The organism is Cryomorphaceae bacterium 1068 (assembly GCA_027214385.1).
Lineage (GTDB): Bacteria > Bacteroidota > Bacteroidia > Flavobacteriales_D > Cryomorphaceae > JAKVAV01.
In genome coordinates, this window is record JAPVXR010000003.1 from 300896 (window position 1) to 316727 (window position 15832).

At 43.5% G+C, this 15832-nt stretch carries 18 protein-coding genes, 1 tRNA gene and 1 pseudogene; 7 read left to right on the forward strand and 13 right to left on the reverse strand.

From position 1 onward, the window contains the following. Window position 1: 1 nt before the first annotated feature. Genes O3Q51_06345 through O3Q51_06365 form a run of 5 tightly spaced genes read right to left on the reverse strand, consistent with a single transcriptional unit; the run spans window position 2 to window position 4891 of the window. Window positions 2-487: a hypothetical protein gene (locus O3Q51_06345; GenBank protein ID MCZ4408420.1), complete on the reverse strand. Its 486-nt coding sequence runs from the start codon at window positions 485-487 to the stop codon at window positions 2-4. Window positions 488-547: 60 nt separating this feature from the next. Continuing rightward, on the reverse strand, window positions 548-1786 hold the full coding sequence (locus O3Q51_06350) for a bifunctional 3,4-dihydroxy-2-butanone-4-phosphate synthase/GTP cyclohydrolase II (GenBank protein MCZ4408421.1): 1239 nt from the start codon (window positions 1784-1786) through the stop codon (window positions 548-550). A gap of 17 nt (window positions 1787-1803) precedes the next feature. Next, the gene (locus tag O3Q51_06355; GenBank protein MCZ4408422.1) at window positions 1804-2994 is read right to left on the reverse strand and encodes a glycosyltransferase; all 1191 of its coding nucleotides are present in this window, start codon (window positions 2992-2994) and stop codon (window positions 1804-1806) included. A 34-nt stretch (window positions 2995-3028) separates the two neighbouring features. Beyond that, a complete protein-coding gene (locus O3Q51_06360; protein MCZ4408423.1) occupies window positions 3029-4462 on the reverse strand; it encodes an LptF/LptG family permease in 1434 nt (477 codons plus the stop codon). A 42-nt stretch (window positions 4463-4504) separates the two neighbouring features. Beyond that, window positions 4505-4891, reverse strand: coding sequence for an START-like domain-containing protein (locus O3Q51_06365; GenBank protein MCZ4408424.1), 387 nt, complete (start codon window positions 4889-4891; stop codon window positions 4505-4507). Between the two features lie 155 nt (window positions 4892-5046). Between O3Q51_06365 and O3Q51_06370 the strand changes: the two genes are divergently transcribed. From O3Q51_06370 to O3Q51_06390, 5 genes are all read left to right on the forward strand, one after another. Continuing rightward, window positions 5047-5120 (forward strand) — tRNA-Met (locus O3Q51_06370). 68 nt (window positions 5121-5188) lie between these two features. Next, on the forward strand, window positions 5189-6511 hold the full coding sequence (locus O3Q51_06375; protein MCZ4408425.1) for an exonuclease domain-containing protein: 1323 nt from the start codon (window positions 5189-5191) through the stop codon (window positions 6509-6511). Between the two features lie 54 nt (window positions 6512-6565). Then, complete coding sequence (locus tag O3Q51_06380) at window positions 6566-6937, forward strand: nuclear transport factor 2 family protein (protein MCZ4408426.1); 372 nt, start codon at window positions 6566-6568, stop codon at window positions 6935-6937. Then, window positions 6938-7609: a rhomboid family intramembrane serine protease gene (locus tag O3Q51_06385; GenBank protein ID MCZ4408427.1), complete on the forward strand. Its 672-nt coding sequence runs from the start codon at window positions 6938-6940 to the stop codon at window positions 7607-7609. Between the two features lie 23 nt (window positions 7610-7632). Next, on the forward strand, window positions 7633-8499 hold the full coding sequence (locus tag O3Q51_06390) for an aminotransferase class IV (protein ID MCZ4408428.1): 867 nt from the start codon (window positions 7633-7635) through the stop codon (window positions 8497-8499). Here O3Q51_06390 and O3Q51_06395 read toward each other — a convergent pair. Next, on the reverse strand, window positions 8496-9068 hold the full coding sequence (locus O3Q51_06395; protein ID MCZ4408429.1) for a YqgE/AlgH family protein: 573 nt from the start codon (window positions 9066-9068) through the stop codon (window positions 8496-8498). The two genes, O3Q51_06390 and O3Q51_06395, sit on opposite strands and share 4 nt — an antisense overlap. 3 nt (window positions 9069-9071) lie before the next feature. After that, on the reverse strand, window positions 9072-9746 hold the full coding sequence (locus O3Q51_06400; protein MCZ4408430.1) for a tRNA-(ms[2]io[6]A)-hydroxylase: 675 nt from the start codon (window positions 9744-9746) through the stop codon (window positions 9072-9074). Between the two features lie 13 nt (window positions 9747-9759). Here O3Q51_06400 and pdxH point away from each other — a divergent pair, with 13 nt between their 5' ends. Continuing rightward, a complete protein-coding gene (pdxH, locus tag O3Q51_06405) occupies window positions 9760-10416 on the forward strand; it encodes a pyridoxamine 5'-phosphate oxidase (protein ID MCZ4408431.1) in 657 nt (218 codons plus the stop codon). 2 nt (window positions 10417-10418) lie between these two features. Continuing rightward, on the forward strand, window positions 10419-11711 hold the full coding sequence (locus O3Q51_06410) for a glycosyltransferase family A protein (protein MCZ4408432.1): 1293 nt from the start codon (window positions 10419-10421) through the stop codon (window positions 11709-11711). Window positions 11712-12039: 328 nt separating this feature from the next. Here O3Q51_06410 and O3Q51_06415 read toward each other — a convergent pair. From O3Q51_06415 to O3Q51_06440, 6 genes and pseudogenes are all read right to left on the reverse strand, one after another. Then, a pseudogene (locus O3Q51_06415) lies at window positions 12040-12111 on the reverse strand (30S ribosomal protein THX). Window positions 12112-12150: 39 nt separating this feature from the next. Then, window positions 12151-12822 carry an RNA methyltransferase gene (locus tag O3Q51_06420; GenBank protein MCZ4408433.1) on the reverse strand — a complete coding sequence of 224 codons (672 nt, stop codon included), beginning with the start codon at window positions 12820-12822 and terminating at the stop codon, window positions 12151-12153. A gap of 63 nt (window positions 12823-12885) precedes the next feature. Continuing rightward, entirely contained in the window at window positions 12886-13158 is a 273-nt protein-coding gene (locus O3Q51_06425; protein MCZ4408434.1) for an HU family DNA-binding protein, read from the reverse strand. Window positions 13159-13505: 347 nt separating this feature from the next. Further along, a complete protein-coding gene (locus O3Q51_06430; GenBank protein MCZ4408435.1) occupies window positions 13506-13718 on the reverse strand; it encodes a hypothetical protein in 213 nt (70 codons plus the stop codon). Further along, complete coding sequence (gene fmt, locus O3Q51_06435; protein MCZ4408436.1) at window positions 13715-14650, reverse strand: methionyl-tRNA formyltransferase; 936 nt, start codon at window positions 14648-14650, stop codon at window positions 13715-13717. The genes O3Q51_06430 and fmt overlap by 4 nt, the downstream gene beginning before the upstream one ends. 14 nt (window positions 14651-14664) lie before the next feature. After that, window positions 14665-15828 carry a class I SAM-dependent rRNA methyltransferase gene (locus tag O3Q51_06440; protein ID MCZ4408437.1) on the reverse strand — a complete coding sequence of 388 codons (1164 nt, stop codon included), beginning with the start codon at window positions 15826-15828 and terminating at the stop codon, window positions 14665-14667. Window positions 15829-15832: the final 4 nt, after the last annotated feature.

Sequence of the window (15832 nt, forward strand, 5' to 3'; positions counted from 1 at the left end):
CTCAGGACTGAACAAGATGTGCTGACTTTTCTAGAAAGCCTTTTAACTCTTCTTCTTTTTGAGTTCCGATGACGAATTTGCGACCATCCTTCATTTTGACTGCCATTCCGTAGTCTCCACCCGTTGAATAAACTGTACCGTACTTCGAGCTGTGCTTGATTCCCCAGCCGCCCTCGGTTCCGTACTCTAAGACTTTGGCAGATTCAACATTGGTCCATTTGAAAGACTTTTTTAAAAAAGGAACAAAATGGAAGCTGATACTCTCACTATCAATTGTTGTATCTAAACGAAGGATTCCAAATAGAACGGGAAAAGTGTACATGGAAACTGCGAAAACTATCAATCCGGTATCGGACATTGGGTTGTCGCCAAAAGGTTCTCCTCTATAAAGCTGCTGATACAAACCCAAGGTTGCTACTACTGCCAAGGACAGGAGTATGGCCCAAAGCCACCAATGGGTGAAACGTTGTTTTTCAGCGAAGGTCATTTCAATCAGATGCTTTTATTTGAGCCTAAATTAAAAACTTCAATGATCCCCTAAACTTCATCAGGCTGTTCGTGTGTCCTCATCCAAGTTAAGAGAATGACCCATTTTGTCTCTCTTAGTTTCCAAGTACTTGCGGTTGTGCTTGTTGGCCTTGATCTCTAAAGGACATATTTCGGTAATCTCCAATCCGTAACCCACCAATCCTGTGCGCTTCTTCGGATTATTGGTCATCAATCTCATCTTTTTGACACCTAGGTCACGTAGAATTTGTGCACCAACTCCATAGTCTCTTTCGTCCATTTTGAAACCCAATTTTAAGTTAGCTTCTACCGTATCAAACCCTTGCTCTTGAAGCTTATAAGCTTTCAACTTATTCAATAAACCGATTCCTCGACCTTCTTGATTCATATAAACGACGATGCCTTTTCCCTCTTCCTCCACTTTCTGCATAGCACTAGTGAGTTGAGGCCCACAATCGCAACGGCAAGAGCCAAATATATCTCCCGTGACACAACTGCTGTGCACACGTACCAAAACGGGCTCATCCTCATTCCATTCTCCCTTAACAAGAGCAATATGCTTTTCTCCGGTGGTTTTTTGGGTGTAAAGGTGGAGTTGGAAATCGCCCCATTCAGTCGGCATTTCTACCGCTATATCTTTTGAAATCAACGACTCGTGTTTTAGTCGATATGAGATCAAATCTTGAATGGAAACCAATTTCAAACTAAAGCGATCAGCAATTTTGCGCAACTCAGGGAGTCGCGCCATGGTGCCGTCTTCATTCATGATTTCTACGATCACACCTGCGGGTTCAAAACCCGCTAGTCTTGCCAGGTCTATAGCTGCTTCAGTATGACCGGCACGTCGAAGCACTCCACCGCTTCTCGCTTTCAGAGGGAAAATATGCCCGGGCTTTCCCAAATCGTTCGGATCAACGTCCGGGTCGATCAATGCCTGTACGGTCTTAGCTCGATCAGCTGCTGAAATGCCCGTGGTGCAACCGTGCCCAAGCAGGTCCACAGAAACGGTGAAAGGGGTTTCGTGTAGAGCGTTGTTGCTTTGAACCATTAATTCGAGACCCAACTCTTCGCATCGGCTTTCTATCAAGGGAGTGCAGATTAAGCCTCGACCATGAGTAGCCATGAAGTTGATCATTTCGGGAGTTACACATCGAGCCGCGGCCAGAAAGTCCCCTTCATTTTCGCGGTCTTCGTCGTCTACAACGATTACTACTTTACCATCTTTGATATCGGCAATTGCTTCCTCAATGGTGTCTAAAGCTATTTTGTTTTCGGCCATGTTAGTCTTTGTGTAATTTAAACAACCAATTCTTCAGATTGTGCGAACATTAGTTCTGCAAGTTCATGAGTTGATGATTCCCAAGAAAAGTTTTCTCGGACATATTTTCTTCCGTTTTCTCCTAATCTTTTACAAAGATCGGGGTTTCCCATGAGTTCGGAAATAAGTTTGGCATAGTCTTCGGGTGTTTCTCCAACCAAAATATTCTCGCGATGAGTAGCCATAAGTGCCTTATTGGCCAGATCAGAAGTTACGCACGGATTTTCCATAGCCATGGCTTCGAGAAGTTTATTTTGTAGTCCCGTGCCTATCAGCATCGGTGCGAAGAAGATCTTACCCGAACCGTAAGCTTCTCGAATATCTTCAAGACCTGCTTTTAATTCAACTCCCTTTTGGTTTGCCAATAATTGAACTCTCTTCGCAGGGTCAGCTCCTGCCAAAAGAAGTTTGATGTTTGGAAAATCCGGCTTTAAAAGGGGCAGCACTTTTTCTACTATAAATTCGGCTGTTTCAATATTAGGAGGGTAGGACATGTTTCCTACAAAAACCAGATCGAATTCTTCATTCCTATTTGCCCCCGGATGGAAAAAATCAGTATCAATACCATTGGTTATGATATGAATGTACTGTCTTTCGGGATGATAGATGTACTTCCGATCCTCGTCGGAAATGATCACTTTGGTTTCGAAGTATTCGAATATGATGTTTTCATAGGCTACTAAGCGCTTTCTCTCCAGGTTAAAAATCTCCCGAAAAGGAAAACTTGCGCGATCTGCTCGCCGTTCCATGCCTTTCGAAAAAGCATCTTGATAGTCGATGGTCTTTCGGTAATTGTGCTCATCCTTTGCATACTCAGCGGTGCGCAGCAACTGACAGAATATATGATCAGGCTCTGATTCGGCTATGATCTTCCGTATGGACTTATGAATGGATCTTTGATAGAAGTAGTGAACTTGGAAGGGCTTTCGCGAAAAGAATGCGAAAAATAAGTTAAGATAGATTCTCCATGTCGAAAGCTTAAATACATGCAGTTCGCTGCAAACTTTTCTCACTTCGGCCATATGCCTTTCTTCACTGTCCTCAGTGGTGAGGCAACATAAAATCACCTCATTCTTCTTGTTCAACTCACGCAACTGGTGGTAGGCTCTCAGTTTATCGCCCTTTTCAAGTGGGTAGGGCAATCGGCTTAGGATGACTAGAAGCTTCATTTGGCCGCAAAGGTAAACCCTTTTTGGCGATCTTTTATTGGACCGACTTTCTACGTTTACTCTCAAAATATGCCTTTACACGATCTGCAAACTTCGTGTAGGTATCCCGATCAAAGAGAGCAGCATCTTTTGCAGCCTTGTAGGTTAGAAAGAGAGAAATAGGTAGCAATATCAATGAGCTCATCCACATGCCTTCAGCAGCGGTAAGTACTCCTGATTCTATCATCTTTTCTCCCGAAATCGAAGAAATATGCCAAATCAAGAAAAAGACTACCGAAAAAATTACGGGCAGACCGAGTCCGCCTTTTTTGATGATCGCACCCAATGGAGCTCCAATAAAGAAGAGTAGGAGACAGGCGATGGATAAAGTGAGCTTGCGGTGCCATTCGATCTTGTGCTTATCGATGTACTCAACTCGTCCCTTCATCTCTTCCTTGGTGCGGTTCATGAAGTTCTTGGAGTTTCGCGTCATATTGATGGCTACATTGACTACCCTCCTTTTCTCCAGAATTTCAAGAGAATCAAATGAAGCGGACTGAAGCTCACCAATTCTCAAATCAGTTTTCATACTGTCGCTCAGCGAGACAGAGCGATCCATGTAATTCAATAAGTCTTCCTGTCTGGATTCTTTTTGATTTTCCAAAGAATCGATAGCCACTTGAAGTTGTTCTAACGAGAGCATCTTCATATGGTTTTTCCAAAGATCTTCGTCGGTTCTCTGCAAGTCAAATGCCGACAAATCCAATAGAATTAAGTCTTTTTCAAATTCGCTGGTAATGTGCGGCACTCCTTCGTCTCTTCGTCGATTTCCCGCTTCATCGTAGCTTACCCCATCAGTGAGTTCTAGCGTTAAGTACCGACCGCTTTCTGACTTGAGCATTTTGCCTTGCTTAGCGCGAATCACATGACGGTTTCCAGGCTGAGATCTATCATGACGGTAAATGATCAAATCGTTGAGCATTCCCGTTTCTTCATCTTTATCGCTTACACGAATGGAGTAGCCTTCAAGACCATTGTAAAAAACATCTTCCCGTAAATCCAGTGTTGGCTTCTTCTTTCTAACGTCCCACAGCAGTGATTTGAATTTCAAAGTGGCATGTGGCGAAATCGTATTGGAAAAGTAAAAAGCACCCAATGACAGTAATCCGGTAAAAACTATGAGCGGAAGCATGATCCGAATGAGTGATAGGCCACTTGACTTCATGGCTACCAGCTCATAGTGCTCCGCCATACCACCAAAAGTCATGATACTACTCAAAAGCACGGCCAAGGGAAGGGCCATAGTCACCAAGTTTGCTGAAGCATAAACTAGCAATTCTGCGATAACGTACCACTCCAAACCCTTACCGACAAAATCATCAATATATGTCCATACAAACTGCATAAGCAGTATGAACATCACGATGAAAAAAGTCATTATGAAAGGCCCTATGTAGGACTTAATAATTAGAAGGTGAAGCTTCTTCATATAAGAGGGCAAAGTTGACAAAAACCATGCCTTCCGGCAAGCCTATGCTCCAAGTACTCGGCGCAAGTCATCGACTTGGCTTTCCCAAAGTCCCGAAACGCTATCTTCATCATCACCGGCATCAGGGAAATCAGTCACAATCAAGGCTACCTCGCGTGTAATCGCGTCGATTTTAATTCTCAATTCGAAGTAAACGTCTTCTCCTTCGTCGTACTCCCATTGAAAACGAATGAATTGGTCTTTCACCTTCGACAAAACCTTCGCTTTTTCTTCGGAGCCATCCCAGAAAAAGGTCATAACGTTGTCACGTATGTTTACATTATCTGCAAACCACTCAGATAACCCGCTAGGGGTTGATATCATTGTATATAAGATCTTCGGAGAAGTCTTTAGAAGGTATTCAAGTTCAACTTTTTGTCTCTCAGACATGGGCAATTAATCTGTTTAAATTCGGGAGGGACAATATATGAATTATAAAATCTCTGACTCACCAAAAATGCAGGATGCATCATTTTCACAAACTCTTTCATTTCAGCTTTGTGTCATCCCGTCAAAATTATATATTTGCGCCCGCAATTTCTTATGGCGAGGTAGCTCAGTTGGTTAGAGCGCACGACTCATAATCGTGAGGTCTCGAGTTCAAATCTCGATCTCGCTACAAATAAAAAAGAGAGGTTTTCGCCTCTCTTTTTTTATTCCCATCTTTGGCTAAACTCCTATCCACACTTGCAATTCGCTGTAGTAGATATCGAAACCACAGGGCTATTCCATCAAGGACATGGCATTACAGAAGTATCTGTGGTCTTGGTCGAGGAAGGAAAGATTAAACCGCTTTATCACAGGCTTTTCAATCCGGGCAGAGATGTACCTGCATCTATTGAGGCGATAACCGGCATCAATACCAAGATGGTATCCGAGGCATTGCCGATCGAGGATTCGATAGACGAGTTGGCCGACATTCTAAATGAGAAAGTCTTTGTCGCGCACAATGTCAATTTTGATTATCAGTTTCTCAAGTCGGTTTTCGATAAGAATAATAAGCCTTTTCGGCACAAGCGGCTGTGTACTTTGAGGTATGCCAGGAAGATATTTCCAGAATTTACTACCCACCGACTTGGAGAGCTCTGCGATCGATTAGGAATCGTAAATGAAGCGCAGCACCGAGCTCATGGAGATGCTATGGCCACCGCTCAACTCTTGCTTCAATTGCTCGAGAAGGATAACAATGCTTCAACACTTAAAAAACTGTTGGGAAGAGGAGAACACCATTTGGTTTTACCAGCCAATTTGGATGAACAGGAAGTTTTAAGCCTCCCGGATAGGCCGGGGGTGTATTACATGTACGGTATTGGAGCTAAACCCATTTATATCGGAAAGGCCAAATCGCTGAAAAAAAGGGTGATAAGTCATTTTACCTCTTCGGGATCAACGCGAAGGAAACAGCTATTTCAAAGGCAAGTGCATAGGCTGGAGTATCGCGAGACTGATAGCGAATATCATGCCTTGCTGCTGGAAGACGCTGAGATAAAGAAGCATTGGCCTCGCTACAATCGTGCTCAGAAAGAGAAAACAGGAGCGATAGGAGTAGTGCCATACACTGACAGAGCTGGAGTAAGTCGGCTTGCTTTCGTCAATAAGCCCGGTGCAGAGCCCGATGTATTGGCTTGGTTCAATTCACTTCACTCCGCCAAAAGCTGGGTATACAAAGCATTCATGGAGTTCGGGATTAATCCACGAAGAGCAGGATTGCCACTTTCTGAAGATTTTGAAATGTTCGATGGTCAAGATGAGTCAGATGCTTTCGAAGCTTTTGTTCAAAGGTGTTTTAATGAAAAAAGTCGCTCCTTTGCTTTAATTGAATCTACCGCTAAACGTTATGCGTTAATCAAAGATGGACGCTATCGTGGTTATGGGAAGATAAAAGGAAAAACGGAGTCGAATATCGAGTATTTCGAAAATCAACTTGAAGCCGCTCCCGACAGCCCTGCGGCGCGAGCAGTAATTCGCAATATGCTATCCGATGATCGAATTAAAAAAATTCAACTTTAAATGAGAGCCTATTTACTTTTCCTTTTCGCCTTTTTGATGTGCTACTCTTGTATTATGGAACCAACAGCAGAAGAAGAAATCGTTAACGTTCTTAAACTTCAGCAAGAATCATGGAATCAGGGTGATGTGAATGGTTTCATGAATCACTACTTGAAGAGTGAAGGGTTGACTTTTGCAGGAGCGAGTGGAGTGACTAAAGGACATCAACAGGTCTTAGATCGATACCTGAATAATTACGATACTCCTGAAAAGATGGGATCTCTGAATTTTAACGTATTGGAATTTCATCAGCTTTCATCGAGTTCAGCATATATAATTGGTGAATGGTCGCTACAAAGAGAATCTGACAATCCTTCAGGTTATTTCACGTTGATTTGGGAAAAGGTAAACGGGGAATGGAAAATCATACACGATCATACTAGTTAAATGGAATTATCGCTCAATACCATCATTGTCATCATCAACGTAGTGGTTTCGCTGCTTGCTTTTCAAAATCAGGATTTGATGTCGAAATTGATGTTTAATGCCTATCAGGTAAAGCATAGAAAGGAATACTATCGAGTGATCACTCACGCATTTATCCACGGTGATTTCATGCATTTATTCTTCAATATGTACGTGCTCTGGAGCTTTGGAGGCTTGATTGAAACCATTTTCACCAACCCTAGTGCTTTCAGCTTCTATTTTCCTGAGTTGGAGTTTTGGGGAACGTCTACAGGCTACCTTTATTACCTTTTACTCTATTTAGGCGGAATTGTCTTCGCCACACTTCCTTCTTTGAAAAAGCATGGGGATAACCCTCATTACAATTCACTGGGAGCTTCAGGAGCTGTGTCGGCCGTGGTTCTTGCTGCTATACTATTATTGCCTACGATGGATATTTACATATTCTTCATCCCGATTGGTATTCCCGCATTTATCGTCGGGGGAGCATACCTTGGTTACGAGTACTATATGAGCAAGAATAGTCAAGGGCGCATCGCACATGATGCCCATTATTTTGGAGCTGTGTATGGTTTGGCCTTGCTACTTATTATAAAACCCTATTTCGGTCTTCGATTTCTAGAATTGATTGGTTCCTTCATTGGTCTCTCTTAAATTTGCCGAACTTTTGAAAATTCATGAGCTTAACGCAACCTAAATATTTGATTAACGGCTATTTGAGCGAAGGAGCTGAAAGTGACTTTCTGAGTCGCAATAGAGCTTTTCGCTTGGGCGATGGTTTCTTTGAAACGATCCGAGTCGTCGATGGTCATATTCCGTTTTGGGATGCGCATTACAAGAGGCTTTCGGCTACCTGTAAAGCCCTGCGAATGGAGATGTCACCTGTGTTTGAATCCAAGTTTCTTCGCAAGTCGTTGCAAGAATTGATTTCAGCCCAACAAATACGTGAAGGCGGTCGCCTGAGAATAACCGTTTTCAGAGAAGGTGGAGGTGCATACACCTCTGATTCCAACCGAGCCGGATATGTGGCAGAAGTAGTTTCTTATTTCCCAAATCGCTTTGTTGTTCCTGATCGAGGGGCATCCTTAGGAACCTTTACTGATCTTCAGAAGACTCCGGGAAAACTGTCGAAATTCAAATTGATGGGAAACCACTATTCCCTTCAGGCAGCGGCGTGGGCTAAGGCCGAGAAATTCTCAGAGGCTCTTATTCTGAACGATTCAGGTCGTATTGCTGAAACGACTTCAGGGAATATCTTCACGGTGAAAGGAGGCAAAGTAAGAACCCCTGGCTTAAAAGAAGGTGGCGTGGCCGGTGTCATGCGAATGGCCTTAATCAATGTTTGCCTCCAAGAAGGAATACCTGTGTACGAATCAGATTTGGATGAAACTGATATTCTAGCTGCTGAGGAAGTCTTCTTCTCCAATGCTATTATCGGAGTCCAATGGGTTGGTAGTTTTAGACATAAGCGCTTCTATCACAAACTGAGTGACTTCCTGGTAGATGCTCTGAATGAGCGGGTAAAAAGCGGGGTAGAGGTCTAATTCAAACTCGGGTCAGATGGAAAGTTGGCCAGAACAGAAAAAGATCCTCCCATCTTCTTGAACGCCAAAGACCAAAGGTCATCTCGTGATGTATCCATCAAAGGCAAATCATTGATATCGCTCACGTACCAACTCTCTTCTTTCATTTCTTCAAGGAGCTGGCCTTCGCTCCAGCCACTGTAACCCACAAAAAAGCGTACTTCATCTTCACCAATCGACTTTGTGGCTAGTAAGCTTCTGAGTATTTCAAAGTCTCCACCAAAATATAGCCCCGAAGCAACTTCAGCACTCCCGGGCAGACGGTCGCCGAGAGTATGAAGAAAATAGAGCTGATCATTTTCAACAGGCCCTCCAATGCTTACGCGATTGGATATTTCGGGAACATCCTCCATCACGTCGGTTAAGTCCATCTCAATGTACTTGTTCAGGATAAAACCAAAGGAGCCTTCTTTATTGTGCTCACAAAGCAAAATCACCAAACGATTGAAATAGGGATCTCCCATAAACGGATCAGAGATCAGCAGCTTACCCTTTGCGGGGCTTTCGATATTTTCTGGTTTGAAATCCAAATTCTAGTGCAGTGCGGCTCTCCAAGGTGTTGACTTACAAATCTTACCTTCCTCGTCATTGAGGAAATTAAGACGTTCATAAACTTCGTTTTCAGGCCAGTAGTTCAAAGCAAACTTAACAAAAATGTGTCCATGCTTCGCTTCGGAAGTCCAAAGCTTTTTGTAGAACTTTTTAATCTCTTCATCCTCGGCTGCATCAGCGACTAGTTTAAACCGCTCAGCCCCTCTGCACTCCAAGATAGAAGCGATCAGCAATCGATCCATCAACCGTTCTTCAACAGATGAACGGCACAGCTTGATCAACCGATCTACGTAGGTATCCTTAGGCATGCGGTCGGGTAGACGAATACCACGCTTTTCCATTAACTGATACACTGATTGAAAATGCTCAAGCTCTTCTAAAGCCGTGTCGATTAACTCGGGAATGATTTCAACTTTATCAGGACATTTTGCTACAAAGCTCATAGCCATTGAAGATGCCTTGCGCTCGCAATCTGCATGATCTTGCAGAAAGCTGTCAAAATCGGTCATGACTTGTTCTGCCCATTCGGGTGGAGTTTTATATGCGAGGTCTAAAGAAAGCTTCAAATTGTTTTGTTTTGGTGCAAAAATAACATTTAACAAAGAGTTCAAGAGGCTTTGGGAACGCACTTGGGCTTTGTATTTTTGTGCCTCCAAACAACTAAGCCCCATGAAAGAGGAACTTCGCTCATTCGTTCAACAAGACAGGAGAGATTTTAAAAATGAAACTCTCGAGGAGTCAAACATGGCAGAAAATCCATTCGATCAATTCGAAAAATGGTTTGAGCAGGCGCTGAAATCGGAAATTCAGGAGCCATATGCATTTACTTTAGCTACAGCAAATAAGAATGGTTACCCCTCGGCTCGCGTAGTATATATGCGTGATGTCACCAAGCGCGGCATTTCCTTTTTCACCAATTACGACAGTGATAAGGGAAGTGATTTGTTGGAGAATCCGAAGTGCACGGCTAATATCTTTTGGATGGAATTGGAACGACAGATTAGATTTTCAGGAGTGGCCGAAAAGCTCACTACAGAAGAGTCTGATGCCTATTTTAATTCGCGTCCTCGGGGCAGTCAAATAGGTGCTTGGGCTAGCGACCAAAGTTCAAAATTGAAAAATCGTCAAGAATTGCTTGACAAAATCGAATCGTTAACGAAAAAATTCGAAGGCGAGGATGTTCCTCGTCCGGAACATTGGGGTGGCTATTTGATCAAACCAGAGCGCGTCGAATTTTGGCAAGGAAGAGAAAGCCGACTCCACGACAGAATTCTTTATACCCGAAACAGTGACGGAGATTGGGTTAAGCAGCGCTTATCTCCTTGACATTGAAAGACTATCTCGAGAAGTATTCATTTCGGCCACGGTTGATTCAAACCGACCCACCTGAGGGTTTGGGCATAGTAGTGGTTATACCGTCATATGCCGAGCCATCTATCAATTACGCGCTACTTTCCCTGCAAAGCTGCTCACGACCTCCTTGTGAGGTAGAAGTCATTGTAGTGGTGAATCAAAGTGAGGTTGAGAATGAGGAAATCTCAGCGATCAATTATCGGACTTTTGAGGAGGTGAAGAAATGGGAGGAGCGAACGATTGGATCGGGAGATCCGGGTTTCAGCGTCTTTGCCATTCTTGAAAAAGAGCTTCCCAAAAAGCACGCAGGTGTTGGTTTTGCGAGAAAAATCGGAATGGATGAGGCGGTCAGGAGATTTCAAACAACAGGAAAAGAAGATGGGATCATCGCTTGCTTTGATGCCGATAGTAGCTGCCGATCTGATTATTTGACTGAACTCTACAAACACTTCAAGAAAAACCCCGGGACACCTGGTTGCTCCATTAGATACGAGCATCCCACCTTTGGTAGCGAGTTTGAGCCAAAGACTTATTTAGCCGTCACTTATTATGAGCTTCACTTGAGGTATTACAATCAAGCTATGAAAGCGACAGGCGTGCCATACGCTTACCATACGGTTGGCTCATCGATGGCGGTGCTATCATCTGCTTATCAAAAACAAGGTGGAATGAACCGCCGCAAGGCAGGGGAGGACTTCTATTTTTTGCACAAGATCATCGAATTGGGAGAGTTTACGGAATTGAATTCCACAATTGTCTATCCATCACCACGCCCCTCAGATCGGGTACCTTTTGGCACAGGAAAAGCCATCAATTCCTTCCTTAAAAATCCAAATACCGGCTATTACACTTATAATCTACAGGCATTTAAATACTTGGCCGGATTCTTTAAGAATATCCCCGAGTTTTACATTACAAAACCAGAGCTGGTAACACTTGGCGGACAAGTGCCCTACGTCATGATAGATTTTCTCAGCAGCTACTTCTTTGATGATCGTATTCTGGAAATTGCTAAAAACAGCAAAGGACTCCACAGTTTTGAAAAGCGCTTTTTCCGATGGTTCAATGCTTTTATGGTATTGAAGTTCGTGCATTTTGTTCGAGATAATACGCACCCCAATGTGAGGGTGGAACTTGCCGCTTTGGATCTTCTCAGAAATATCGGTTACCCAAATGTGGATGATATTGGCTCTATTGATGAGCTACTCGAAGTTTTCAGAAAACTGGATAGAGGAGAGTCGCCCGTATCAGTGAGAATTTTGACATAAAAAAACCCCGACTAAAACGGGGCTTTTATGGTTGTTTCTTTGCTTTTCACTAAAGCAAAATAAACGTTAAGTATTACTCGTCTTTTTTCTCTTCAGTTTTTTCAGCTGTCTCAGCAGCTTTTTCGGCTTTAGCCTCAGCTTTAGGAGCTTTTTCTGCTACTTCTTTTTTAGCTGTAGCTTTTTTTGGCGCAGCCTTTTTTGCAGGAGCTTTTTTAGTCGCTGCCTTCTTAGGAGCTGCTTTTTTTGCTTTCGGTTCCTCGGCTACTTCTTCTACAGTTTTAGCCTTTTTCGGTTTCGGTTGTTCGGGAATGAATGCGGATTGAGACCCTCGTTGTCGGCGTTTTCCGTAAGATCCCATAAATCGTTTTCCTTTTTTGGATTTTCTATCTCCTTTTCCCATTGTTCTATTTAATTTAAGATGAAATCCAAATATACAAATCTAATTGTCTTGACTTCGCCTGTTGTACTCTTCAATTACTTTATTGCCGCGCTTGATGGTATTGCGGCACCATCCGATTAGTACTTCTATTTTTTCAGCTTCTGTCATAGATAAGTCTTGCGAGTCGCGAATAAACTTGCTGCGGAGCGAATGCAAACTAACGGCCGCAGCTACGCTGATATTAAAACTTTCGGTAAAGCCGTACATCGGTATTCGAACGAGATGATCGGCATGGTCAATTACCGTTTGTGAAATTCCTTGTTTTTCAGTTCCCAAGACCAAAGCGATTGGCTGATCAGTGGGCAATTCATCAATGGTCATATGCGTATGAGGAGTAGTGGCTGCAATCGCATACCCATTGGCCTTAAGTTCTTTTAAGCAATCCTCCGTATTCTGTTCTTTTTCCCCGTACCGAGATATGTTCAACCATTTGGAACTTCCAAGTTCTATGTCCTTATGTGGTTTAAACTGATTGCGGTTTTCGATAATATGGACATCTTGTATTCCAAAGCAGTCGCATGAGCGAAGGACAGCAGCAGCATTGTGCGACTGAAAAATGTCTTCGAGAACCATCGCTATCTTTTTGGTTCTTTTATCAACCAGCTCCAGAAAGAGTTCTTGGCGATTCGGAGAGATCATTTCCATTAAATGATCACGTAGGTCTTTTTGCATAGGTTAGAAAACAAAAAAGTCTCTTCCTGAGGAAGAGACTTTAAAGTAAGATAAAAGGGTGAATTACTTCACTTTGTCAGACAAGTCAGCACCTGCCTTGAACTTAACTACCTTTTTAGCTTTGATGTTAATTTCTTTTCCAGTTTGCGGGTTACGTCCTTTACGAGCCGCACGAGTGCTAACTGAGAAAGAACCGAATCCTACCAATGCAACTCTGTCACCTTTCTTAAGGGCCGAAGTTGTAGTGTTAATGAATCCGTCTAGTGCTTTTTTAGCATCTGCTTTAGATAGGCCGGCATCTGCTGCCATTGCTTCTACCAATTCTGCTTTGTTCATTTGAATAAGTAATTTAGATTAAACAAAAATATCGTTGAATTGGAGCAAATTTACACGAATAACCAAGCGGGACAAGCGATTGCGGCCGCTGGAGGGGCGTTTGTTAATAAAATGGGTCATTTGTTGAAAAGTACGGCCCAAATCACTTGAATCCTTGCAATGTAGAGGCCTTTAAGGAACTTTGATTCTATCCTTTCCTGTGAATTCAGGACACTGGATGCTTAAAACCCTCATTGGAATGTCTGAAGTTACTTTAACATAATGCTGGCTTTCGGATGGAATAAACAAATACATTCCCTCTGAAACCATGGTGGTATCATCATTTAAAACAAACTCGCCTGCACCCGCTAGAATATAAACGTGTTCACTATGATAGGCGTGGTAGTGCAAGGGACTTCCTCTTTGATTTGAATCAAGAATGAGGTGGTAAGGCTATCACCAGCCAGTCTTTCGACCGATATATTGTCGCTAGTCTCTTTTGACCAATTGGAAATATCTGTTTGGCAAAAAGCTCCTGTCCAAATAAGAGCAGAGACTAAAAGAGTTACGATAAACTTCATGACTGGAATTTAAAGGAATCATCAGGCTGGTATCCATTTAGAAATGCCTCAATGGACATTCTTTTCTTGCCTGGCACCTGAACATCCTCGATTTCGATAAGGTGATCGATCGTATGAACAAACATCTTGTGTTTCGATGCTTCTACCGTTCCCGGGGGAAGAGAGGCTCGTAGCTCGCTCACTCGAGATTCGAATATTTTCATTCGCTCGTAATCTGCACCTGTGACCAATGTGTAAGCCGCGGGATAAGGGCTCAAACCTCTTATATGGTCATGAACGACTTGTGCCGTCTGCCCCCAATTAATCTGGCAATCTTCCTTAAAGATCTTCGGGGCGGCCTTTTGCTCACCTGATTGTGGCTGAGGCTTCGAAATTGCCGTTCCGGTTTCAATCTTTCCTACCGTTTCTAAAAGTAGGTTGGCACCCAACTCCATCATCTGATCGTGAAGCTCGCCTGCGGTCTCGTTTTCACCAATCGGTGAAACCACATTATCAATGATTGCTCCCGTGTCGATATTCTCATTAATAAAGAAGGTGGTTAACCCTGTTTGCTTTTCACCATTCATGATGGCACGATTAATCGGAGCTGCGCCTCGGTAATCGGGCAGGAGAGAGCCATGAAGATTGATCGTCCCTTTTGGTGGAATCGACCAAACTTGGGTTGGGAGCATGCGGAATGCAACCACAACAAAAAGGTCGGCTTCAAGACTCTTAAGCTCTTCTATAAATTCCTCGTCTTTGAGATTGGTAGGCTGTAGCACATGAAGCCCGAGTTGATTCGCCGCTTCTTTCACGGCCGATTCACGAAGTTTCTTCCCACGGCCAGCAGGTTTATCGGGAGCGGTGATCACACCTGCAATCTCATGCTCAGCGGCTAGCTTACGCATAGATGGCACTGCAAAATCAGGGGTTCCCATGAAAACAATCTTCATTCGGGTAGTTCTTTTTAATCGATTCTTATAAGTAGTCCTTTCAAATATTCGCCTTCAGGATGATAGATTCCTACCGGGTGGTCGGGTGGCTGATGCAAGTGGCGAAGAATTCGCATACTTCTCCCTGTTTCCATCGCTGCGGCAGCTACAGTATGAGCAAAGAGGTCGGGCGTGACCACTTGGCTACAACTGAAAGTGAAAAGTAAACTTCCTTTCTTGGCTTTCTTCATGGCCATCGCATTCAGTCTTTTATAAGCCTGTACCGCTCGATGTCTCGCGGATCGATGCTTTGCGAAAGCAGGAGGATCCAATACAATGATGTCGTATTCGGCAATATCTCCTTTGCTGAAAAACTCGAGTGCATCAGCTTGAATACTTTCATGACATGAATTACTTAAGTCATTCATTTTTAGATGCTCTTCCCCAAGATCTAAAGCTCCACGCGAACTGTCCAAGCTATGCACCATTTCGGCCCCGGCGTTCAACGCGTAGACCGAAAAACCTCCCGTATAGCTGAAAGCGTTCAAGACTTTTTTGTCTTTCGAAAGCGATCCCAACAATGCTCTATTCTCACGTTGATCGATGAAAAACCCTGTTTTCTGACCGTCCTTCCAGTTTGCGTAGAAACGATGTCCGTTTTCCAAGAATTTGCTGCCTTCTGATTTTTCGGTATCCCAACTGCCTTGGCTTTTTGTCTCCGCCGAAATGTGGATCGTTTCATCGATTTGTAATCCCGATAAGCCCAAAAGAGCGTCTTGAATCAGGCCAATATCACGAGACATCCCACCGCTGTGGGTTTGAACGACTGCTGACTTGCGATAGATGTCTATGATGAGCCCGGGCAATCCGTCACCCTCCCCATGCACCAATCTGAAAGCATCGGTTTCGGCAGAAGGTAAACAGATGGACAGACGCATATCTAGAGCGTTTTGAAGCTTTTCTTTGTAGAACGCTGTATTGATTTCGGAGTTGTCAAAGCTCAAGAGTCTTACGGCTATGCTGCGATCACCGAAATGCCCTGTCCCGAGGATTTTTCCTGAACGATCAGAAATCTGCACTTTGTCACCTTCCACAAGTTTGTGAGTATCGGTAAATATGCCACCGGAAAACACCCAAGGGTGCCGTCGGTGGATGCTTTTCAAGCTTTTGTCTTTGAGTTGAAGAACGGTATAATTCATTGCC